Annotated in this window: 16 protein-coding genes; 10 read left to right on the top strand and 6 right to left on the bottom strand. The window is 33.9% G+C overall.

The window, feature by feature from the left end; genetic code table 11:
- Positions 1-33 precede the first annotated feature (33 nt).
- Complete coding sequence (locus H6W52_RS18035) at positions 34-303, bottom strand: helix-turn-helix domain-containing protein (RefSeq protein WP_116099583.1); 270 nt, start codon at positions 301-303, stop codon at positions 34-36.
- An 81-nt stretch (positions 304-384) separates the two neighbouring features.
- Positions 385-1,740, bottom strand: coding sequence for a tetratricopeptide repeat protein (locus H6W52_RS18030; protein ID WP_123892012.1), 1,356 nt, complete (start codon positions 1,738-1,740; stop codon positions 385-387).
- A gap of 270 nt (positions 1,741-2,010) precedes the next feature.
- On the opposite strand from H6W52_RS18030, the gene H6W52_RS18025 reads away from it, so the two are divergent.
- Entirely contained in the window at positions 2,011-2,439 is a 429-nt protein-coding gene (locus H6W52_RS18025; RefSeq protein ID WP_157967278.1) for a MauE/DoxX family redox-associated membrane protein, read from the top strand.
- A 284-nt stretch (positions 2,440-2,723) separates the two neighbouring features.
- Positions 2,724-3,032 carry a hypothetical protein gene (locus H6W52_RS18020; RefSeq protein ID WP_116099580.1) on the top strand — a complete coding sequence of 103 codons (309 nt, stop codon included), beginning with the start codon at positions 2,724-2,726 and terminating at the stop codon, positions 3,030-3,032.
- 85 nt (positions 3,033-3,117) lie between these two features.
- On the opposite strand, the gene H6W52_RS18015 is transcribed toward H6W52_RS18020, so the two are convergent.
- The 4 genes from H6W52_RS18015 to H6W52_RS18000 all read right to left on the bottom strand — a co-directional run bounded on the left by H6W52_RS18015 (position 3,118) and on the right by H6W52_RS18000 (position 9,849).
- The gene (locus H6W52_RS18015; RefSeq protein WP_228457599.1) at positions 3,118-4,428 is read right to left on the bottom strand and encodes a RagB/SusD family nutrient uptake outer membrane protein; all 1,311 of its coding nucleotides are present in this window, start codon (positions 4,426-4,428) and stop codon (positions 3,118-3,120) included.
- A 160-nt stretch (positions 4,429-4,588) separates the two neighbouring features.
- The gene (locus H6W52_RS18010; RefSeq protein ID WP_116099578.1) at positions 4,589-7,783 is read right to left on the bottom strand and encodes a SusC/RagA family TonB-linked outer membrane protein; all 3,195 of its coding nucleotides are present in this window, start codon (positions 7,781-7,783) and stop codon (positions 4,589-4,591) included.
- Positions 7,784-7,877: 94 nt separating this feature from the next.
- On the bottom strand, positions 7,878-9,176 hold the full coding sequence (locus tag H6W52_RS18005; protein WP_116099577.1) for a TlpA family protein disulfide reductase: 1,299 nt from the start codon (positions 9,174-9,176) through the stop codon (positions 7,878-7,880).
- A gap of 142 nt (positions 9,177-9,318) precedes the next feature.
- The gene (locus H6W52_RS18000; protein WP_123892011.1) at positions 9,319-9,849 is read right to left on the bottom strand and encodes a hypothetical protein; all 531 of its coding nucleotides are present in this window, start codon (positions 9,847-9,849) and stop codon (positions 9,319-9,321) included.
- Positions 9,850-10,345: 496 nt separating this feature from the next.
- On the opposite strand from H6W52_RS18000, the gene H6W52_RS17995 reads away from it, so the two are divergent.
- From H6W52_RS17995 to H6W52_RS17960, 8 genes are all read left to right on the top strand, one after another.
- Entirely contained in the window at positions 10,346-10,654 is a 309-nt protein-coding gene (locus H6W52_RS17995; RefSeq protein ID WP_116099575.1) for a helix-turn-helix domain-containing protein, read from the top strand.
- A 91-nt stretch (positions 10,655-10,745) separates the two neighbouring features.
- Entirely contained in the window at positions 10,746-10,922 is a 177-nt protein-coding gene (locus H6W52_RS17990) for a DUF3606 domain-containing protein (protein WP_116099574.1), read from the top strand.
- Between the two features lie 781 nt (positions 10,923-11,703).
- Complete coding sequence (locus H6W52_RS17985; protein ID WP_116099573.1) at positions 11,704-12,687, top strand: Hachiman antiphage defense system protein HamA; 984 nt, start codon at positions 11,704-11,706, stop codon at positions 12,685-12,687.
- Between the two features lie 14 nt (positions 12,688-12,701).
- Entirely contained in the window at positions 12,702-14,981 is a 2,280-nt protein-coding gene (locus H6W52_RS17980) for a DEAD/DEAH box helicase (RefSeq protein WP_116099572.1), read from the top strand.
- A 26-nt stretch (positions 14,982-15,007) separates the two neighbouring features.
- Positions 15,008-15,331, top strand: a complete 324-nt coding sequence (locus H6W52_RS17975; protein ID WP_116099571.1) for a hypothetical protein — start codon at positions 15,008-15,010, stop codon at positions 15,329-15,331.
- Positions 15,332-15,486: 155 nt separating this feature from the next.
- Positions 15,487-16,836 carry a DUF6361 family protein gene (locus tag H6W52_RS17970; RefSeq protein WP_116099570.1) on the top strand — a complete coding sequence of 450 codons (1,350 nt, stop codon included), beginning with the start codon at positions 15,487-15,489 and terminating at the stop codon, positions 16,834-16,836.
- A 9-nt stretch (positions 16,837-16,845) separates the two neighbouring features.
- Positions 16,846-18,708 carry a hypothetical protein gene (locus H6W52_RS17965; RefSeq protein WP_116099569.1) on the top strand — a complete coding sequence of 621 codons (1,863 nt, stop codon included), beginning with the start codon at positions 16,846-16,848 and terminating at the stop codon, positions 18,706-18,708.
- Positions 18,695-22,045: a DEAD/DEAH box helicase family protein gene (locus H6W52_RS17960; protein WP_185216826.1), complete on the top strand. Its 3,351-nt coding sequence runs from the start codon at positions 18,695-18,697 to the stop codon at positions 22,043-22,045. The genes H6W52_RS17965 and H6W52_RS17960 overlap by 14 nt, the downstream gene beginning before the upstream one ends.
- Positions 22,046-22,368: the final 323 nt, after the last annotated feature.

Raw genomic sequence — 22,368 nt, 5'->3', positions numbered from 1 at the left:
TTGCATCAAAATATATATAGGCAGTTCAACAATTCAATCTTCCTCAATCTCCTTCAATCTCTTAATTATAAATTCTATAGGTCTCATTCCATTAATTTCAAGAAAATGGGATGAGAACAACTGTCGGCTGGACATTCCACATTCTCTGGCTAAATCTTCAACTTTGTACAGCAGAAACTTTTTATTTTCCATAAGAAGATTGGTAATGTAACCGATTCTTAAAGTCTTCAGATACTGCGTGAAAGACATTTTCAGATGCTCGTTCAGCACGTAAGACAATTGGGAATGGTTTCTGCCAAACATTTTGGCAACCTTTGGTAAAGTGAGATTTTTGGTAAGAAATTGTTTCTGCTCTTCAAAATTTTTAAGTTTAACTTTGATATCTTATATAACTTCCGGACTGAAAGGCTCTTTTTTACTGGAAGGAATGGGAATTGTCTCAACAAAACCATCCTGATTTTTCATTCTTTCCAGCAATTCATAATACTTAATATCAATCCTTTTCTTTTTCATCCGCCGGCGATAATCCAGCAGAATAAGCAAAATAATGATAATCGATCCAACCGCAGTAATATTCAATAGGTTAATATTATTATTTTTCTTTTTCAACAATTGTTTGTCCTGTAGTAATGGAATCCTGTCATATTCGTGATAGATTTTTGATGCCATCATTGGAAAATCAGCAATGAGAATTGAATCCATTTTCAACAGCTGGTCAATATAATATAATTGCCCGTCAACATTACCATTCTGTTTTGCATCATCAAGAAGATACTGATAATTCGAGCGGATCTCCGGACTTATGAAATGGAATTTATGAATCATAGAATCTACTTTATTCAGGTAACGCAAAGATTCCGTCCTGTTTTCTTGGAGCCAATATGCTTTTCCTAGATAATAGTAAACCATTGTCAACGAACCGTAATCCTGATTATTAAGCAAAATATCACGGGATAGTTTTAAATGTTCTAAGGCTTCATTTTTATCTCCTTTTCTCAAAAGCTGTAGGCCTTTTCCTGTTTGCAAATAACCGTATTCCAATAGATGGTCGTTGATATTTTCCAGTTTTCGCAAACCCATATCAACCAATGAATCTTCCTGACTGTAGAACCCTAAATTTCTATAACAGGTACTAAGCCGATAAATGCTGTTAAAATATCCCGTCTCATTATTCAGCCTGGTGTTGGGATTAAGATTTTCTTTGAGGCTTTTCTCAAAATAACTCGCTGTATTTCTAAAATGTCCGGACGCTTCCTTGTAATCACCCAGATAACTTTTTACCATTCCAAGGTGATAGACAACCTTATTTTTCTGATAATCGTTGTCTGAATTTTGAGACCATTGATAAGCTTTAAGGTATTGTTCCAAAGCCTGTTTATACTGTCTTTTGTTGTAATAGTAAATGATTCCTTTTCCGAGGTAGGATCTTGAGATGACATCAGGGACTTTTGCTTGCAACGCTACAGAAATGGCACTATCAGCATAAGATAATTTGCGGTCTATATTTTTAGTATAAAAGATGGCTTCTTCATAACCTATGATCTGTTTGTTAAGACAATGCTCTTTTTTGGCTTTTTCGATATAGCGGTTTACAAAGACCAATGCTCTTTCATCATTTTCAGGATAACCTGCATACAAGTCTGAAATCGTCTTGTATGTCAGTTTTTTAGAATCCTGTGCCATCATAAAGAAGGGCAATAGATTGAAAATCAGCAGTAAAATCTTATGATGACAATTCATAGCAATAAGATATACTCAAATTTACCGGAAAAATCTTTTTAAAATCACTTGTAGGAGCCAATGCGTTGACAGAAGCCGTAAAAACAACGCAAGTATTTTATTTTCAGTTATTTAAAAATAAAAACAGTGGTAAAAATGTATCATTTGTGACTTATAAAAAGATAGATCTTTCCCACAAATGCTTTCCACAGCCTTCCTATCACTGTAATTTAGTCTTCAGAATTCAAGGCGAATAACCGGAAGAAAAAAATAAAAAAACTAATAATGATTATGAAAAATTCCAAAACAAGAATCGTAGAATGGATCAGTTACTTTTTTATCCTGCTGTTTTGCTATGCAGCTATCAGTAAGATATTGGATTTCGAAAAGTTCCAGGATCAAATTTCAGCATCACCATTGTTGAATGGATTTTCGCAATTCCTGCCTTACACGATAATCATTGTCGAAGTTCTTATTGCAGGATTGTTATGCTACCGGAAAACGAGAAATATAGGACTAGTAGGAAGCTTTGTTTTGATGCTCGTCTTTACTGGATATATTATTTTAATAATAAGTACACGCAATAATCTTCCTTGTTCCTGTGGAGGAATTCTGGAGAAAATGAGCTGGAACCAGCATCTGTATTTTAATATGGGTTGCGTCGTTCTTTCTATCATCGCTTTAAGTTTAAATCTAAGATACAGCGGGCCTGCTGACTAAGTATGTTACCGTAATTATTCACGGATGATCGATCGTGACTGGATTTGTAATTAATGTTCAACCTTAAAATTAGATAGCCGAAAGCTGTTTAACAATCCGAAATTCTAAAATGATTTTATTAACAACAATTTGTTTGAGAATATGTAGAATAGGATATTTTGGTACGACAAGATTCGCTAATCTATGGGTATAATTAAATGATTTAACCTACTTAATTGTACTTCTCAGCCAGATTTCTAAAGTTTTTAAGGTAATCTTTTTTGATATATAAAAAGACCGGAATTATGAAACTTAATCAAATTTTGAAAGCCAATGCGGTAGCCATTGCTGCCGTGATATTCTCTGGGGCTGTGATGTCCTTTAAAGTGGCAGAGAAAAAAGCGGCTACGACGTATTTCTATAACAGCACGGACATTGCCTCCGGAGCATTTGCCAATACCTCACACTGGCAGACCACCAATGCTTCAGGGTGTGAAGTTGAAGGAGAAAGACCTTGCAGTATTATTGTTCCCGACGGACAGACCCTGAATGATGTTTTGGATGGAAAAAGCAATGCGCAGGTTCTATCTATGAGTTCCAATCGTAAGCCCTAATTATTATTGGCCATAAATGATGAATAAATTGAAGGCTGGCACTGGCCAGCCTTCTTTTATAGATCTTATTCTACTGCTTTTCTACCTATCTAGGATTCTGCGGCATTCCGCTTAGTGTTATAATATCTTCCGGAATAGCTATTGCGTACCGAAGGTCATTCGGAGGCAACATGTAAGTTTGCCCGTGAATGGTCCTGGTTAGGGTAATATTTGCACCATCCCTGTTATACCGTTTAAGATCTGCCCAGCGAATTCCCCTGAACAACAATTCCTTGCATCTTTCTTTTTTAATAATCGCTAAGGCTTCCTGCTTTGTGTTGGCTGTAAAAGGAATATAGGTTCCGGTTTTCCATCTCTTGATAAGGAGACTGTTTAGCATTATCATAGCATTGGCGATGTCGTTCGTTTGGGCATAGGATTCTGCTGCGATCAGGTACAATTCGTCCACTGCAACACTTGTTATTTTTCCTGAAGATCCTCCGGTATAATTACCTTTAAAGGAAATATCGCCGTTTGCATTTACTCTGAAATAGGCCGATTTCCTGAGATCATTAGCGTTATAACTCTGATACAGCGTATCGGTCACTTTAGCTGCTGCAAAACGTACGGGTGCTGATATCCTCATAGTTGTCCGCAGCAAAACTTCAGGATTCATATCCTTTATGGGGTATGATTCTGTTACGTTCAGTGTATTAAAATCCACAAGCGTGTTTTGGTAGCTCAATGCCTGTAACGCATAGGTCAGGGATTTATGATAATCGCCCATAAAGACATAAGTCCTTGCAAGGTATGCTAATGCCGTAATCTTAGATGGCCGGCTGGCAGCAACCTGTTTGACCGGCAAAAGATCCACCGCTTCCTGAAGATCCTTCAGGATCTGATCATATGTCTGTTTCAAAGTAGAGCGTCGGGAGGGAATATTCATATCCGGATCCAAACGAATTGGTAGGCCCAAATCTGTTGAAGCCTTAGCATTGCTGTAGGCAGGACACCAGATCTGCGCTGCATCCAGATATCGAATTGCTCTCATTGCCAATGCCTGTCCTCTTACGTTTTCGGCTCCGGGAATGGCATAGGTTTCCAGATTATTGAGAACAACATTAATAATATAAATAGCTTTGTAAGTATAATACCAATCATTGCCAGCACCCTGACTGGCGGACACATGATCTTTCTGCCAGGTGTACAAGCTTTTATCCTCCTGATATTCCATAGCATCAAAATCGGCATCCGACAAATAGAGTTCATCACAGGAAGCCAGTCCGCTGGATGCAAAATTGATCATCACATCAGAAAGGCGGTCCATCAATGCCTGGTTATCTTCAAGGCTCACAGGCACGGCGAGTGTCGAATCAGACCTTTCATCCAGAAAGCGGCTACAGCCTGTCAGTATCATTAATACGGATAATAATCCCAATGTTATTTTAAATGACTTTTTCATATGTAGATATTTATTGTTTTTCACAGGTCATATGTTATCGCCCATCTTCATTGGTGTTGGTTAGCAAGCTTTAATGGCGATTTCATAATATAATAAGTAATGTTAGATCAAAGATTTAAAAATTTGCACGTAATCCGATAGTATACATGGAAGGTGGTTTCAATCCGTTGCCACCCAGGTTAAAATCCGGATCGATTCCACTTTTATTGGCTTTCCACAACAAACCAAGATCACTGAGGTTTACAAACAAACTGAGATCTTTGAACATTGTTGATCCTAAAAAATGTTTATTGAAATGATAGTTGAGATTGATGTATTGCAGACGGATATGGTCAGCCTTTTCTATCAGTACGCTCGAACCATTGTAAAAAGCATCCCTGTTTGCGTTGCTCTGTAACGTATTGGACGGAACATCCGTGAATGCTTCATCACCCTCTTTCTGCCAGCGGTTTTCAAAATCGCTATGTCCCGTCCAGCTCCTGTACAAGTTGGTGTAGTTGATAGAGCTCCTTCTGAAGTAGTATCCCAATTTAAATACAATACCGATATCGAGACTAAAATTCTGATAGCCCACAGAGTTGATGAACGAGCCATATGCCGTGGGTAATGCTGAACCAAAGAACACCAGATCATTGACCGATGTTCCTGCACCGGTAAGAGCTGCATAGTCCTTGCTTACTGCACCATTAAGATAACCTCTGGGATCTCCCGTTTTGGGGTCCAGTCCTGCCCACTGATAAGCGAAGATGGAATACACTGGTCTTCCCTCGATTCCTGAAATGGGTACGGAAGACCCATTGCCGATAAATTGATTGGCCATCGGGTTCAGCAGATAATATTTTGAGATCTTATCGTGGTAGATGCTGAAGTTGAGGATCGTGTTCCATTGAATGGCCTTATCAATGTTGAGTGTTTTGAGGACTATATCCATTCCTTTTCCTTTGATCTCTGCCACATTGGAACGCATATAATCAATACCTGTGGTGTAGTCCATCTGCGCAGGGCCAAAGAGATTGGTTCCTTTCTTGGTAAAATATTCCACGGAGCCGCTGATCCTGTTGTTCCGGGATGAAAAGTCGAGGCCTATATTGAACATACGTGAGGTTTCCCATCGAAGGTTTGGATTGTAATAATTGTCGATTCGGGCCATTGGTGTTCCTGTGTAAACTGAGTTGTCCAGGTCGTAAGCAATGGTACTTACTGCCACCATTGCAGGATCGATATTCCCATTATACCCGAAAGAACCTCTCAGCTTCAGGGTCGGAAGCCAGGCTATCTTGTAGAAATTTTCTTTGGAAATATCCCATAAAGTACCGACCGACCAGAAAGGATTCCACTGGTCATTTGTTTTAAGCCCGAACAGGTTGCTGGCATCCCTTCGGAAACTTGCGGAAACCGTAAATCTGTTATCGAAGGTATAGGCTGCATTGGCATAAAGGGAAACAAAACGGGTGGTACGTTTTCCCAAAGACTGGTTTCGCTGTATGAAATCAGTGCTGCCTGTGGGAAGCAGCGGGTATTGATGGGCGTAATCTACAGTGCCGGAGGTCATCCGTTCCTGATCATATCCATAATAGCGGTTGTAATTGTACGTCCTGACGGCATCACGGCTTTCACCTCCTGCTATTGCTGAGATGTTATGCCTGTTCCATTGTCCTGTGTAACTGAGCTGCCCTCTAATATTGTTGATGTTCGTCAGAGAAGCGGATTGGTCTAAAATACCTCCTTTGGGAACAATGAACGTTACATTGCCGTTATTGATCTGCGCAAAACTATTGACGTAGTTCCTCGCGTAGTAACTCTGGGCATTATGCAGGTTATCAGAATTGTCATTCAAACGTTGATGCTGATATTTTACATCTGCTTCCAGTCCTTTCCATATTTTATAATTAATGCCAGCGTTGACCATCACTTCCGAGCCTTTGGTTTTTACCTGGTCGTTCTGCCAGTCGGTCAGAGGATAATAATTCCAGTCATTCAGTTTGCCCTTTTCAAAGCTGTCCTTGTAGTTCTGATTATAATCTTTATTCACGGAAAGGGGGCGACCGTTCTCGTCTGCCAGCTGCATATAGGGAACGAATGAGTTTCTTCCCATTATAATCCCACCATAAGCAGTACGTCCGCTTTTTGTATTGGTTTCCGTGTAATACAGGCTGCTAGTGAGCGCGATTTTATTGACAGGTTTCCATACATTCTGGAAACGCAGGTTCATCCTGTTATAGTCTTCCCCGAGATTTCCGGAGTTATCATCATATCCCAGTGCGGAACTCCATAAAAATGCAGGAGCTCCCCCTGTGACGCCTACGTAATATTGTCTTTTTTCCGAAGGCGTGTACATATAGCGGCGGAACTGTTCTTTAGCGTCAATGCTCTTTAGTTGCTGAATCTGACGATCAGCTTCGTCGGAAAAGATCAATCCGCTTTTTGCTTTATTCAACAGATCGACCACGGGTGAGAGTACAGGATGAGAGAAAGAGTTGATATCACTGTTATAAAAGCCCTTTTGAAATAATCCTTTTTCAACCTCTATAAAATCGGAAGATGACATTGTTTTCAGATAGCCAAAATCAGGCTTAGGGCTAAAGCTTGTATTGAAATTGAATTCCACTTTGGCAGGCTGATTGAATTTTCCGGTTTTTGTAGTAATGACAATCACCCCATTGGCAGCTCTTGCGCCCCAGATACTGGCTGCTGAGGCATCTTTCAGTACCGTGATGCTTTCCACCATATTGGGATTGATATTACTGATGTCGCCTTCATAGGGAAAATTATCGACCACGATCAGAGGGGATTTGGGACCATTGATGGTACTGAGCCCTCTGACCATCAACTGGGGATTTCCGGAACGTCCCCGTTCCAGGAAAACACCGCCGGCAACACTGGCAAGCCTGTCGAGTATATTGGTACTGACCTGTTGATTAAGCAGTTTATTATCCGTGAATGTAAAGGAACCGGTAGCTCTTTCCTTAGGGATCTTCTGGTAACCGGTGGAGATATTCACTTCCTGAATGTCATTCACTTTGTGAGAAAGAACAATTCTCAGCGGTGTATTAAGTGGTATTGCTACATCAAGCGATACAGATTTGTAGCCGCTGTGCGAAGTATTAAGAGCTACCTTTTCCCCATTCGCAGGAAGTTTGAAAAAGCCATTTTTATCAGTGATTGTAACGGTTTTTAAATTTAGAATATTGATCGTTGCTCCCGAAAGCGGAAGCGAATTCTCTTCAGTGATCACATAACCTGAAACAGTGTGCTGTGCCGTGAGTGGCAACGTACAGCATAGCAATAGCGGGATGTATAGTTTCTTCATAGTTAAAAATTACAGTTTGAATAATTGTTTAGTTTTTGAAATGAGATAACGGAATGCTTTTCCTTATTACTATTCTCTTTAGTATATCCGGGAGCTAATTTTTTAATTTGTCCCTTATGATCAGCATATCGATTTCACGCTCCTCTTCCTGTAGGTCCAGGTCATATTTTGAAAGTGCTTTTCTGATAGAAGCTACATCTGAAATTGTTCCCATTGTCAGGTCTACATTGCCGGTGATTCCCGTATCGTCCACTATGGGTAAGGAAACTGCAGGAATGGCATTCAGGTTATTGACTAATTTATAGAGTGAAGCATTTTTTAAAATCGTTTCCGTCATTGAGAATGAAAAACGAGTTGGGCCTTCCTTGGTCCTTAGCTTATCTGTGGATGATGTTCTTTTTAGTACCAGACATCTAACCTTCCTTTTTTCGATCGTAGCGCTATAATCAGCATACTCGCTGATATTTTTCAGCATTAACGGATAGAGGGAATCTGCCTTGGATAGCGGAACAATGTACTCATAGCTGTAGAGATTGCCGTCCTCTACGGATCCGTCAGCTTTTTTGATATAGTCCAATACTGCCGGGTTTTGAACTTCTACGATTCTTCGCTTCTCACTAAAAGATTCTTTACGCATCTGAAATATCTCATCGGCAAGCGTGGAAAAGATCTCAAGAAGGGAAAGATTGGTAAACTGTCTTCCGTATATCTGATTACCCGATCTTCGAAAACCGGAACCAAAACCCATTCCCCGTATTCTTCCTTTCGCGAAAAGGGAATAATTGATCATTGACAAGCCCTTTTCACGGTCAAAATCCTCGGAAAGCATCAGGGGTCTTTCCCTGCTCATCTGGATGACGGTCTGAAGACCGGAACTTTCTCCTCCCAAGACCTTCCGGATGGTATTTTCATTAACCTGGGCACCGTCTGTTGTGCTGAGCAGCTTTCCATCTTTGATCCATACAACATAGGGAACGCCCTGATGCGGAAACAAGGGATGAAAGAGCTGGTCTCCCGCCACGGAGACAACATTATTGAAACGCTGCCCGTTTTTGGAGGCAAAGAACTTTTCAAGGGTCTGGCGGTCCTGATTGCTTACGGCCAGGATCTTTACTTTATCCCCGAACTGTTCCTTAAGCAGTTCCATTTTGGGAAATGCTTTCAGGCAGGCACTGCACCAGGTGTTCCAGAAGTCCAGCAGGATCAGTTTATTCTTATCGTCAGAAAGATTTAAAGTTTTTTGAGGATGGTTGACCACCTGAAAAGAAGTTGTCCAGAAGCTTTCGGGAAGCGATTCTCCGACTTTAACAGACTTGTTCTGGGCAACGGATGTGGTAGCCGCTACAAGAGTAAAAACAAGGGACAGGATTCCCCTGCAAAAGATATTTTTCATACTTTTGAATAGGTTTTTAATGATTATTAATAACTGATCATGCTCTTTCCGTTTGGTCGCCAAACTCTTGCGGAAAGGGCTTTCTTTATATTGGGATGCTTTCTAAGTACTGTTTTCCATTCTCTGAATTTATTTTTAATGGTTATTGACTCTTTGGGATTCTTCTTTCCAGGATAAGGTGTGCCGCATCCAGCATTTTGGTAAGATGGATGTAGGGAACGAACATTTTGCTCTCGGCTGCGTGAGCATAAATACCCATTGAGAAATAGACCGCAACTGCAATGTAATAGTCGAAGTCCTTCAAACTGTATTCTGCAAAAGCATTTTTAAATACCAAGGTTGGATTTAGATATTCCTCATCCGAAAGGGAAGCCTGCATCAATGGAGAAAAACTCTCAGGATTAAAATTCATTTTCCAGGTCGTTTCCCTCAGCCTGATGGCATAGCACGCCCGAACAAAAGACCGCAAGGCCTGATGAAAATGAAATATCACCGACGAATCCTCATTGATCGCCGTTTTCTTTTTCCCGGCATAGATCATAATATTGTTGAGCATCGCTTTGGCGGTGACCAGGTCGTTAAAATGGAAGAATGATTCAATAAGTTTTATCCTGGAATGTTTCCTGCTGCCGGACCAAAACCGGGCTTCAAAGTCTATTCTTTTATTTTTCAATCGTTTTAAAAAATGGTTTTAAAGACCGTACAGGAGGGAGCCTTACCAGTGCAGAAAACTCCCTACCTATACAGGTCAAAATTTAATATGAATGAAATTATTTCCCGTGAAAGCTGTAAAGCCGCAATGGTTGCGCTGCCATTGTATATGTTCTAATCTGATACTATATTTTGCAAAAGCAGCTTAGAGAAGTGTAGAGATAGCGGACTGCATAAGAAAATAAAACGGCGTGGAACTCTACATTATCCACTCTGAGGTACTGGTATACCCTGCAACAGATAAGAGAGCCCACGCCTAGGTCGTGAGCTTCTAGCTTATCATCTCGTTGCTTTAAAGTACCAGTTTTCAGAATGAGATTCTAAGCAATAGCTTCTATATTTCTTTGAAGTATCGCAAAGTTACGTTTCAGTAACTTATTTTACAAATATAATAAAAAATCGAATACAACAACATATATGTGTTGATGAAAAACTTTTTAAAACACAAAATTTACTAAATGTATATATGGGAGATAGAAGAACTAAAATTTCAAATTGGAAAACTATTCCAATTTAATAGGCTGAAAAATAAACTTTCACAGTTACAGGTAAGCAATGAACTTAACTTATCAAGCAATCACGTGGGTAGAATTGAAAGAGCAGAAACAAATCCGACGTTAGAAATTGTGGTTAAATTCTGTAATTTTTTTGAGATTGATATCATACATTTATTTACTAAGCTCAATGAAAAAGAATTAAATGACTTGAATATGGAAATTGAACGTCTTCAAAAAGAATTTAAAAATCATAATATAAGAAAATCCTGACTAATGTTGGGATTTTTCATTTTACGGAAAACCGTAATGATATCATATAAAACCTCTTTATATTTACCTTACTAATCAACAATTATTTATTATGAGCGACGATTTAAGTAAAAGAAGACCACATGATGCAAGTAAAGTGAATGTAAACGAAACTTGGGAATTAGAATACTGGTCAAAAAAGTTTGGTGTTACCAAAGAACGTTTAAAAGAAGCAGTCAAGGCTGTTGGAACTTCTGCTGCTGCAGTACAGAAGTATTTTAGAACATAGTGAATTTTCAATTCAAACAACGAATCCTGGCGAGAGTTAGGATTTATTATTGCAGAGTAATAAGAATTTTAATAACTAGAAAAATTCAGTGAAAATACTGAACGAGGATTTTTATTCGCTTTTTATTTTTGTTATTTACGAAAACACATAATTATCTTATAGCTAAAATATTTATTTTCATTTTTATTAAAAATAAAAATGATTTATTACGAGCGATGAAGAAACTTATTCATAATCTTTTTAGATACGAAAATTTAATTAGGATTGTATTTGATTGTAGAAGAGGAATGAGAAATGATGCAGGCCTTTCTTTATGCAAGTGCAATTACAATGGAACAAGGTAAAACATTCGCTAAACATGTTGGCCTTTTTGAAAAACAATTTGGAAAGTCAAAAATTATACTTCAAAAGCATTAGTTAAATTATCAAAGACAAAGCCCTATAACTCAGAAAAAGAATTTTTCTTAAATTTAGAAGGCAATATAAAATTTGTAAAATCCACATCAGATTAATAAACATCATAAATTTAGGAACCCAAAAAAGTTCTTGAAATTAAAAGATAAAAACTGTACACACAAAATATTTTCTGGATGTCATTTAATGAAAAATTCTAAAATTATCTATTTTTATTACAAGAGCCTTTATATTTCCTTTTTTCATAAATTAGTAAATAGTAAAAGACTGTTGAGAAGGTTATACAAGATTGGAAATTCAGGATATCTAATGCTTTATTATCTTCAATACGCCGTTCGCTATTTACAATTAAAAACTAGTAAACTTTATGAATATTGACTGGGAGAAAAAAATCAAAATTGATCCTGAATGGACGAACAGACTACTCATAAACCACTTTACTGATAAGTCAACAAAAGTTGTCGTTCGGGCATACACTCCTAAAGTTACAGGAACAAAATTTTGTTGCAATGCTCTAATTGAAGAACTTGGCTATTTATTGCCAAATTATGCTCTTTCAGAAAAATCAAAAAAAAATAAGCTTAAATCATTAACGATTTTATATGGCGAAGATTTAGCAAAAGAAAGACTTCAAACAGCTTTATATTCAGAGGCACAAGCTTTTTTTGGAAAGAAAGACCCTACTACTGACGGGAAATACGGTGAGTTACTTTTATTTGCTTTATGTGAAAGTATTCTTAAAAGTAAGATGATTGCACATAAAATAGAAGGTCTATCTAATGGAAAAGACCAAGTAAAGGGAGGAGATGGGATATTTTTAGGAAATTATGAATTACCAAATGGAATAATTGCTCCTGCAATTTTTATTGGAGAATCCAAAATTATGCAAGAACGTAGTAAATCTATTGATGATGCATTAGACTCTCTAAATAGATTTCATAATGCTGAAACACAGGCAGAATTTAATAAAATGGAATTTATAGTTGCAAATAGGACTCTATCATTAGATGAAAATGATATAGATTACGAGGACGTTTATGAGAGATTGACTCCTGGTTCTGAAACGTTTAAAAATCAAATTACAGTTCATCCAATTTTATTGATGTACAACACCGCAAGCATTAGCAAACTAGAAACAAATGCTCTAGATAAAGACGATTTAGAAACGTTAATTTCTAACCATTTAATTCAAAAGAAAGATGAAATTATTACTACAATAAATGAAAAAATAGGAAAGTATCCCGAAATAAAAAAGGTATATGTTGACTTTTTTTGTTTTCCTTTTAACAATATTGACACCTTTAGAAATGGAATGTATTTCAATATTCATAAGGTTGCGTACACAAAGTAAATACAACTATAATATTGGAACAATTTAATAAAATTTATACTAATCAAAGTTTAAATTCTGTAATAGAAAAGCAAGTAATCAATCTTTTAAGTAAGAAAATTGATGCAGTCTCTACTATTGATACAGACTTCAATGAAATTAGGAAAGCTGTTTGGTTAGCTTCTATTTTAGCAGAAAGTGAAAATGAACAACATTTAAAAAAAGTTCAAGATCTAGCAATACTTTTATTTTTAAACAATCAAAATGATTTAGAAGTACTCAAAGTAGCTTATATCTTATTCTCTAGAATTGGGAATCTGACAGCTACCAATCATTTGAAAAATTTAGTAAATACCGAAGATAAAAATACTTTTTTTGAAGATATTATATTAATACAAGAATTGATTGAAAAAAGGTTTGAAAACTCGATTTTGATTAATGAAAAATCTTATCTACTGACAGATTTTCAAAAAAATCTTTTTGAAAAAATTAAAGAAGAAAAATACATTTCAATCTCTGCCCCTACTTCATCAGGAAAGTCTTTTATTTTAAAAAAATACATAGAAGAAGAATTAAAAAGAAATGAAAAATATTATGTCTTTTACATTGTTCCATCAAGAGCCCTAATAAATCAAGTAAGTGAAGAGCTTAGAGTTGATATTCCGAATATTACAATAAAAAATGCTTTCATAGAGAATGAAATCATTGAGAATGATAAACTAATATATGTAATTACTCCTGAAAGAGCAGTAAAAATAATCAACTCTAATCATGGTTTAACGTTACCAAATCTTATTTTTATTGATGAAATACAAAATGTTGAAAATGAAGATGGAAGAGGAAATTTATTTGAATATGTTTATGAAGAACTAGCAACAGTTGATAAGAGCAAAATAATTATAGCGGGTCCTTTCATATCTAACTCTGATGAAATTTTCAAAGAATTATTTAACAAAACTAGTAAAATTGTAAATACTGATTTATCCCCAGTTTTTCAACTTAGAACAATTATCAACCTCGATTCGGATTCTGTTTCTCTAAAATTATTTGTAAATAATAGCATTACTTATGAGCTAGATAATATTATAAAAATTGACAAGATTGAGAAGACTTTCGACTCGAATATTGGAAATGGTCTCTCAAAAATTATATTAGCTTTAAGTAATAAAAATGAAAGTAGCCTAATTTATGCTTCTCGTGGAGATTATGCTGAAAAGTGGGCTCTAAGATATTCCGAAACAATTACTATTGAAGATGATTTAGAAGATGATTTGCAAGATTTGATAAAATATGTAAAAACGGATATTCATCCTAAATACTTTCTTATAAGCTGTCTTGAAAAAAGAATAGCATTTCATCACAGTTCATTATCAGAATTTGTTCGAAAAGAAATTGAAACGCTTTTTGAAATGGGAATTATCAAAACTTTATTTTGTACTTCAACTTTATTAGAAGGAGTAAACTTACCAGCAGATAATCTTTTTGTTATAAAGCCAGAAAAAAATAAGGAAGAATTATCTGATTTTGAATTTGGGAATCTCATTGGAAGAGCTGGACGAATTAAAAGTACTTTGTTTGGTACAATTTACTGTGTTAGTAAACAAAATAATACACAATGGGCAGAAGACTATTATCAAGCTAGTTATACAAAAGAAGTAAAAACCTCAAGTTCAAGAGCGTTACCTGAAATAAAAGGAGAAGACATTGTAAAATCAAGTATTCAAATAGAATCTCCAAAAGTGAAAAACATAATTACCTCATTAAGAAATAAAGCATTAAAAAATGACGGTTCACTTGAAACATTCATTGCAAAACACAATCTTGATGAACAAAAAAAAGAAAGGTTAATCAACTCTGTAAAAAACTCAATTAAAGAAGTTACTATCCCTTATGAAGTTGTAAAACGTAACCCTACAATTGATCCTTTGTTACAAGATGAACTATATAAAAAAGTAGTTAGTGATATTGATAATTGGGTAATTCATACCAATTCAAATTTCAATGTACCCTACAGAAGAGAGGTTGCAGAAACAATTGAATATAAGTCAAACAGTTTCTTTTGGCAGCTTGATTCTATAATATTACGTCTAAATGAAATATTTGAAATTACTTCAGAGATATGGAAAAAAGAAAGTATTTCAATTTCTGCTTCTGGGATGTGTATTAATGCTATGAACTGGATGCAAGGTAAAAGCATCGGAGAACTTATTGCTAACAGAATAAAATACTATTCAGAAGACGAAAGGGTAAAACCTGAGAGGAGAATTGATGCTAATAATCCTGAACACATTAATAAAGAAATGTTATTAAAATAAATCTAAAAGTCATTACCTTCTCTCTGTTGAAATACTTAAAGCTATTAGTTGATATTCTTGATAGTATACTTTCCGAATCTAAAAAAGAGCATTACAAACAAACATTAGCTTTACCAATTCAAATAGAATTAGGAACACAAGAGCCAATTATTATTTCACTGATTTCTAATGGAATTCCTAGAACAATTGCACTAAAATTATTTGATATTTTCAAGAAAACCAATGAATATAAAAGTGAGGTAAAAATATTAGACTGGATAAAAAATCAAAACCAAATTATTGGATTAGAACCTATTTATAATAAATTTCTCACAAAAAATAATTTTTTAAAATTGAAGCTTAATAAATAACTGTCTTAATATGGGAATAACAGATCTATGATTCAACGAAGTGGCAAGCAATTAAAATTAAAACCAATCTTTTTTTGATCACAAAATCTACCATTCATAGGCTAAAAACCGAAACAGTAATCAAAGATTGAAAGAAAATCGCTACTTGTCTACAAATGATAAAAGGAATTGGAAAAACTTCACAGCTTAGTATAACAGAACTGAAATTACCACTAAATAAAACTAAAAACATGACACAAATAGGTTGGATCGACTTTAGCAGTCGTGACAGAGAACGAGTAAAACAAATTATTGAAAGAATTCGTCCTGAAGGGCAATTGGATGAACTTGGCGTTGGCTATTTAAGAGATAATATTTCAAATTTGCTTTTCCCAGGTGTTTCAACCATTCAAACAAGAGCTAAATACTTTTTTATTGTCCCTTATATTCTTCTTGATTACATTCGTTCTTTGAAAAATAAAAATACAAAGAGTACATTACTAAATCATCTACAGGATCAAGAGCATAAGATTAAAAACTTATTAAGAAATAAATACTATGGTCAAAATAACACAGGTATTATTGGAATTACACTTTCCGAAAGTAAGCGTGTAAAGCGTAATCCTTCCGAAATCTATTGGACAGGGCTTAATACTTTTGGGTGCATTCGTAGCCAAGATTTAAGCACTAATCAATTATCATTAAAAAATTATCTTAATAATATTGAAAAACACCAAAGTACTGAGAGATCTGTTGTACCAGATGATGAAAATAATGATGATATAATAAGTTGGGAAGATAGTATATTCGGGATTAATGTACCATCTCCAGAAGGTAATTGGAATAATATTGAAAATTTATCTATAGATCTAAGTCTTACTGAAGCCGATTTTCTTAAAAGCCAATTTTTACATTTTAAAAATCCTGTGCTACAACAATCCTTAATTCCTTCTTTCGTCAAAAATGATCGGTTGAAAATGTTATTATTTAATTGTAACAATTTTCAAGAATTCGTTGTTAAAGCCTTAGAACTTGACATTGCTGACTTCATAAAAAACAATTTAAAAACTGCGTATAACTTTGCGCTAATTGTGGAGATTGCTCATTTACTTTATGATGACATTTTACAAAAAAAATTCCATCCGGATGAGTATAATAAAGCCTTTGAGAAAGAAGCTTTATATCTAATACTTAATTTGGAAGATAAAATAATCGATAAATCTTCTTTTGATCTAGAAAACGTTTTTAAGTTATCTCATAGAAGAGTTCAATCTGCCGAATTATTTATTTCTGAGTTTTGGAAGCTTGTTCAGTCTACTAGTTCTTTAATGAATTTAGAATCATCACCGTTGATTAATCTTTTAAAAAAGCGAGAATATCAAAATAAAGGAAGAAAATCAAGATTACAACAGACTAAACAATATAACAGTGATATACTTCCTAATAAGCGTATTGGTCTAACAATATTTCAATATAGGTTTTTTAATGTGAAAACATTATTTCGAGATATTCAAAATGCATCATAATAAGATTATATGTTAGATCCTCAAAAAGACCGTATTAATTTTGGAGAAAGTATTAGGCCAGAACCAGATTATAATTTTGATTTTGTTATAGCGACTACTTACTCATTAGATTTAGAGGCATTACTATTTTTGCCGGTATCTTTATTTAATGGAAAGGATCTTATTACAGATAAGAATATAACCAATGAGCTACTTGCCACGATAACACAGATTCCGAAAAAAGCAATGATTTTTTGTCAGAAAGGTAAAATCAAATCCCCGCCGTATTACAGTAATTTACTGGCATATTGGGAAAAAAGTATTTTCGAAATTACGCCGGATAAATATGATGAGTCATTTCATCCCAAAATATGGTTGATCAGATATGTACACAAAAAGAATAAAAATATAAAGAAGTACAAATTTATTTGCACAAGCAGAAATATTACTTTTAGTCAAGATTGGGATACTGCTGTAATGATAAATGCTGAAGTAGGAAAAAAGAAAATATCCTCAAATAAGCCACTGCTTGATTTCTTGAACTATCTTCAAAAAAAATCCGGCAATCAAATACCCATATTTATTAAAAAAGAAATATTATATCTTGATTTCGAAAACGACTTAGCTGGTAAAACTTTAGAATTTTTTCCGATAATAAAGGGTAATAATCACCCATTATTAACAGTAGAGAATCAATTTGATAAATTACTTGTTATTAGCCCATTTTTAGATATAACCACATTTAATAACTACTTAAAAAAAGCACGTCAAGTTGATTTTTTTTCCTCATCCAATGAGTTCTCAAAACTTTCTCAAAGTATTTTGGTAAACAAAAATATCTATCAATTCAATCCCAATTTAGAAAAAAATATTCGTGCTCATGAAACTTCAAATGAACAAAATATAGATGATACTTCATTAATCGCAGATGATGACCTACAGGAAATTTTTGAATTCGGACAGAATTTACATTCAAAACTTTATGTCAGCCAAAATAAGACTCAAGTAAGCTGGTTTGTTGGATCTGCAAATTGTACCTGTGCGGCACATGATAGGAATATCGAATTTTTCACTAAGATAAGTGGCTCTAAAAAACAACTCACACCTGCTGATACTCTAAAATCAATTCTTTTAAAAGCTGAGAAATCAAGTGAAGGGATTTTTATCCCTTATGATCCCAATAATTTAGAACTTGACGATGGTGATAAAGAATATATTTCAGAACAACAGATCAGAAAAATTAATCATGAACTTTCCTCATTAAAAATAAATGGTAAACTTGTTATTAATGCCGAAAATACGTATGATATTTTCATTACGATAAATACTGAAATTCTACAGGAATCTTTGATGTCGAACGTAAAATTTCGATTATTATCTTGTAATAAAAATGATGTTAGAATCATTAACAAAAATCAAGTATCTTATGAATTCAAAGGATTCCATTTAAAAGAATTAACTCCATTTTTAGTTTTTGAGATTTATATTGATTCACAATTAATACAATCTTTTGTCCGTACGTTTGACATTGAATTACCAGAGGAACGATTAAAAAAATTACTAAGTTTTCTGATTGGAAATAAAGAACGGTTAATGAAATATTTAGCATACTTACTTTCAAAGGAAGAAATTTTGAACTTAGGACGTATTGATATGGATATGACAAACAAGCAATCTAATCAATCACACATTGTTAATTCTAGAGATTCAATAACGATACCTCTATACGAAAAGTTGTTATACGCACTAAGCAGAGATAGAGATTCCCTACAACAAGTTATTACTTTGATGGACACCATGCGAGACGAATACATAGAAGAGCAAACAATTATAGAACAAGATTTATTGGCCTTACTTGATACATTTAAAAAAGTCTTAAATGATGAAAATTAAAGAAGCAATAGCTGAAACAATAGATAAATTAAAAGATTTTCAGTTACATACTGTTGAAAAAGTATTAGAGAGTTATAGAAACGGACATAATCGCTTTCTCGTTGCTGATGAAGTGGGACTTGGTAAAACTATAGTTGCAAAAGGGATTGTCGCTAAGCTTTATTTAGAGGCATTTGAAAGGAATAGTGATTTTAAAGTCATATACATCTGCTCAAACAAAGCACTAGCTAAGCAAAATATTGCTAAACTAATCCCTTTTGCAGGAACAGAAGATTTCGATATTAATGAGGTTTTGGACTTCTCGGATGAGGATGACCGATTAACTTCACTTGCTTATGAGGATGTAAAAAAGGAAAATAAATTTCGTTTAAAAATAAAAGCTTTAACTCCTAATACATCTTTTGACACCAATAGCAAGCCAGGAAAAAAAGACGAGAGAATTTTAATCTACAGAATATTGTCTACAACAAGTTTTTTCCGGACTCGTAAAACAGCTCTTAAATGGTTTTTGAGATCAACTGTGAATATTAATAATTGGGAAAACGATATCATATCTCAAAAAAGGAAAATAAGACCTGAGATTGATGAAGAATTCATTGCTTGTTTAAAAAATGATGTTCATCCAACTTTTTTACAAGAAATTCAAAAATCTTATAAAAAAGTAAATAGGAATATTGAAAATCATTCTTCACTGAATTTACTTGAAATCTTGCAATGCATTATTCCTGAAAATAAAAGAGGATTAAATACGAGTAGTTACATTCCTAATTCACAAGTTGTTAATAAAATAATTGGAGAAATACGTCTTCGTTTGGCGAGTGCATGTAAACAATACTTAAAAGCAGATTTGTTTATTTTAGATGAATTTCAACGATTTAAACAAATTATTGAAGCCAAATCTGAAATAGAAAATCCTGGTGTGCAATTGGCAAAAGAAATTTTTAATATTGATAATGTAAAACTTTTATTATTATCCGCCACTCCCTATAAGGCATATGCTACACAATTCGAGCAATTGCATGGAGAAGATCATTACCAAGAATTTAAAAGTGTACTGACTTTTTTATTTCCTGACTATTCAAAACAAAAATGGATTCATTTAGATCAATTAAATCAGAGATACTTTGAAGGATTAAAAAGTATTGAAAAAGTTACTCAGCTTGATATTGAATTGCTTAAAACTAAAAATAAAATTGAAGATATTTATAAAACAGGAATTTCACGCACAGAACGAAACCTAGTTGAAAAACTTAATGACAATAGAGAAAATGAAGTTAAAACACTGCCTGTTAATGAATCAGATTTGTATGATTTTATATTAATTGATCAGATTATAAAAGATTTGAATGAAAATTATGGTGCTAAATTAAATGTTCCTATAGAATATGTAAAATCAGCACCATACCCACTCTCTTTTTTATCCGAATATCAGCATTTTAAAGTATTACAACAAAAATTTAATCAACATACTGCCTTAAAAAAAACTGTTAGAAAAGCAAAAAATGCTTTTATCAGCAGAGATAAAATTATTGAGTATAAACCCTTGATTCCTGAAAAATCTCAATTAGAGCCTAATCCTAAGCTAAGACTTTTATATGAGGATTTAAGAAGTAAGGGATGGAAATATCTGTGGTTGCCACCAACTTTACCATATTACAAAACAAATAATCACCCCTACAAGAACATTTCAAAAAGTGAAAAAGAAGTGTTTTCTAAAACATTAATCTTCTCCGCATGGAAAATGGTTCCTAGGATGATTTCTACATTAGTCTCTTATGAGGCTGAGAGACTTTCAATTGGAGACTATCTTGTCAATGACATTCGTCAAAAAGAAGAAAATCAAATTAGATCAAAAACAGATTCCAGACGATATCCTTATCCATTATTGGTATATAGAAACAATGAAACTCATAGTAGCCTGATGAACTATGCGCTTACATATCCATGCATTAGTTTAGCTAAAATAATTGATCCTATACTGGCATTGCAAGAACAACAGTCTGATCAAAAATTAATTGAACAAGTAAAAAAACAAATTATAGAAGAGCTTAAAATACTAGGAATACAAGAAATAGGAATTGAAAATGGAAACAAAAACAATTGGAAATGGTATTCCTTATTATTTTTAGACAAACACATAAATAGAGAAGAAGCAGCTACTTGGTTTAAAAATCCAGAAAAAGTAGGGCTAGAATCAGATCATCTAAATGACGATATAAAGCATGAAAAAAATTATATTTTCCTGCAGTTCAAAGAAAATTTTGAAAAAGATGTAATTGAAGACAGCTTGGCAAAATTAGAAAATAATGATTTAGAAGAATTATCAGAATATTTGGCAAAAATGAGCTTGGGATCACCTGCTATTTGTTCTTATAGGGCATTTTACAGATTATTTGCTGATGATAAAAAATTAATAAATGTCTCTCATTTCGTTGCTAATAGTTTTCGTACCTTATTTAATAAACCTGAAAGTATCGCTATTATAAAAAAGTTTTTCAATACAACAGGCTATTACAATAATGTTCTCGACTATTGTATCAATGGAAATATCCAAGCAATGCTTGATGAATTTTTTTATCAACTTCACGATTCAGGAGGATTATATAATAGTAGGGATATTGCTATTTTTATTGATGACATTTTATCCGTTTCCACTTCTTCACTAGATGTTAAAACCTTTGATTCTCTATCTGACAATAGTAAAGATTTAAAAATGCGTGTTCATTATGCAATGCCTTTTGGAATGGACGGAAAGGCAGATAATAAAAGTACAAATAGAATTATTAAAATAAGAGAAGCTTTTAATTCTCCATTCAGACCTTTTGTTTTAACATCTACTTCGATTGGTCAAGAAGGCCTAGATTTTCATTATTACTGTAATAAAATAATTCATTGGAATCTTCCCCACAACCCAATTGATCTGGAGCAGAGAGAAGGAAGAATAAAGCGATATAAGGGTTTTAATATCCGAAATAAAATGATAGAATCATTGGACGTCAAAGATTTATCTATTAAGGAGAATGAAAATATTTGGAAAACTATCTATACAACTGTTGATGCTAAAAAACTCGGAAAATGTGATTTAATTCCATATTGGTACTTTCCTGATAAGAACAACGCTAATTCAATTAAAACTATCATTCCTATGTATCCATACAGTAGAGATTTAGAAAAACTAAATTATATCAAAAATGTATTGGGAAACTACAGGCTTACTTTTGGTCAGCCTCGGCAAGAAGAATTGGTTTATCTGTTAGGTGAAAACAGTAATAACAAAAATTATAAAGAGAATCTTTTTACTTTTTTAATCAATCTCTGCCCAACAAAAAATGAGTAATATAACTAATAAATTAGTCTATTTCTTTTCTAAAGAATTTGTTATATCGTTCATTACCAATATTGATGATAATTAAGTTTTGCCTGCAACGTGTAATTGCAGTGTAAATAAGTTCATCAGTAGTAAATTCTTGTTGGTTTAAATTTTCGTTTTCAATAATTAGAATTAAAGTGGTAATTTCCCATCCTTTAAAACTATGAATTGTAGATAGTTTTGTTGTTCCCGAGTTCATCCAAAAATTAAATTTTTTGACACTATCCCGTAAAGTGTGTAAGTAGAAAAGTTAGGCTTGGATTTTATAATCTGAGCCTTTTTTCAAAAAT

The organism is Chryseobacterium sp. C2(2020), assembly GCF_014218915.1.
Classification (GTDB): domain Bacteria; phylum Bacteroidota; class Bacteroidia; order Flavobacteriales; family Weeksellaceae; genus Chryseobacterium; species Chryseobacterium mucoviscidosis.
The sequence above is the reverse complement of the archived record's forward strand: the minus strand, read 5'-3'. Positions and strand labels throughout refer to the sequence as shown.

Bases quoted from the DNA above. Each gene is read 5' to 3' on its own strand.
- H6W52_RS17965 (WP_116099569.1), top strand. From the start codon at position 16,846: ATGTTAGATCCTCAAAAAGACCGTATTAATTTTGGAGAAAGTATTAGG.
- H6W52_RS17985 (WP_116099573.1), top strand. From the start codon at position 11,704: ATGAATATTGACTGGGAGAAAAAAATCAAAATTGATCCTGAATGGACG.
- H6W52_RS18015 (WP_228457599.1), bottom strand. From the start codon at position 4,428: ATGATACTGACAGGCTGTAGCCGCTTTCTGGATGAAAGGTCTGATTCG.
- H6W52_RS18010 (WP_116099578.1), bottom strand. From the start codon at position 7,783: ATGAAGAAACTATACATCCCGCTATTGCTATGCTGTACGTTGCCACTC.
- H6W52_RS18005 (WP_116099577.1), bottom strand. From the start codon at position 9,176: ATGAAAAATATCTTTTGCAGGGGAATCCTGTCCCTTGTTTTTACTCTT.
- H6W52_RS17960 (WP_185216826.1), top strand. From the start codon at position 18,695: ATGATGAAAATTAAAGAAGCAATAGCTGAAACAATAGATAAATTAAAA.
- H6W52_RS17995 (WP_116099575.1), top strand. From the start codon at position 10,346: ATGTATATATGGGAGATAGAAGAACTAAAATTTCAAATTGGAAAACTA.
- H6W52_RS18030 (WP_123892012.1), bottom strand. From the start codon at position 1,740: ATGAATTGTCATCATAAGATTTTACTGCTGATTTTCAATCTATTGCCC.
- H6W52_RS18025 (WP_157967278.1), top strand. From the start codon at position 2,011: ATGAAAAATTCCAAAACAAGAATCGTAGAATGGATCAGTTACTTTTTT.
- H6W52_RS17970 (WP_116099570.1), top strand. From the start codon at position 15,487: ATGATAAAAGGAATTGGAAAAACTTCACAGCTTAGTATAACAGAACTG.
- H6W52_RS17990 (WP_116099574.1), top strand. From the start codon at position 10,746: ATGAGCGACGATTTAAGTAAAAGAAGACCACATGATGCAAGTAAAGTG.
- H6W52_RS18035 (WP_116099583.1), bottom strand. From the start codon at position 303: ATGTTTGGCAGAAACCATTCCCAATTGTCTTACGTGCTGAACGAGCAT.
- H6W52_RS18020 (WP_116099580.1), top strand. From the start codon at position 2,724: ATGAAACTTAATCAAATTTTGAAAGCCAATGCGGTAGCCATTGCTGCC.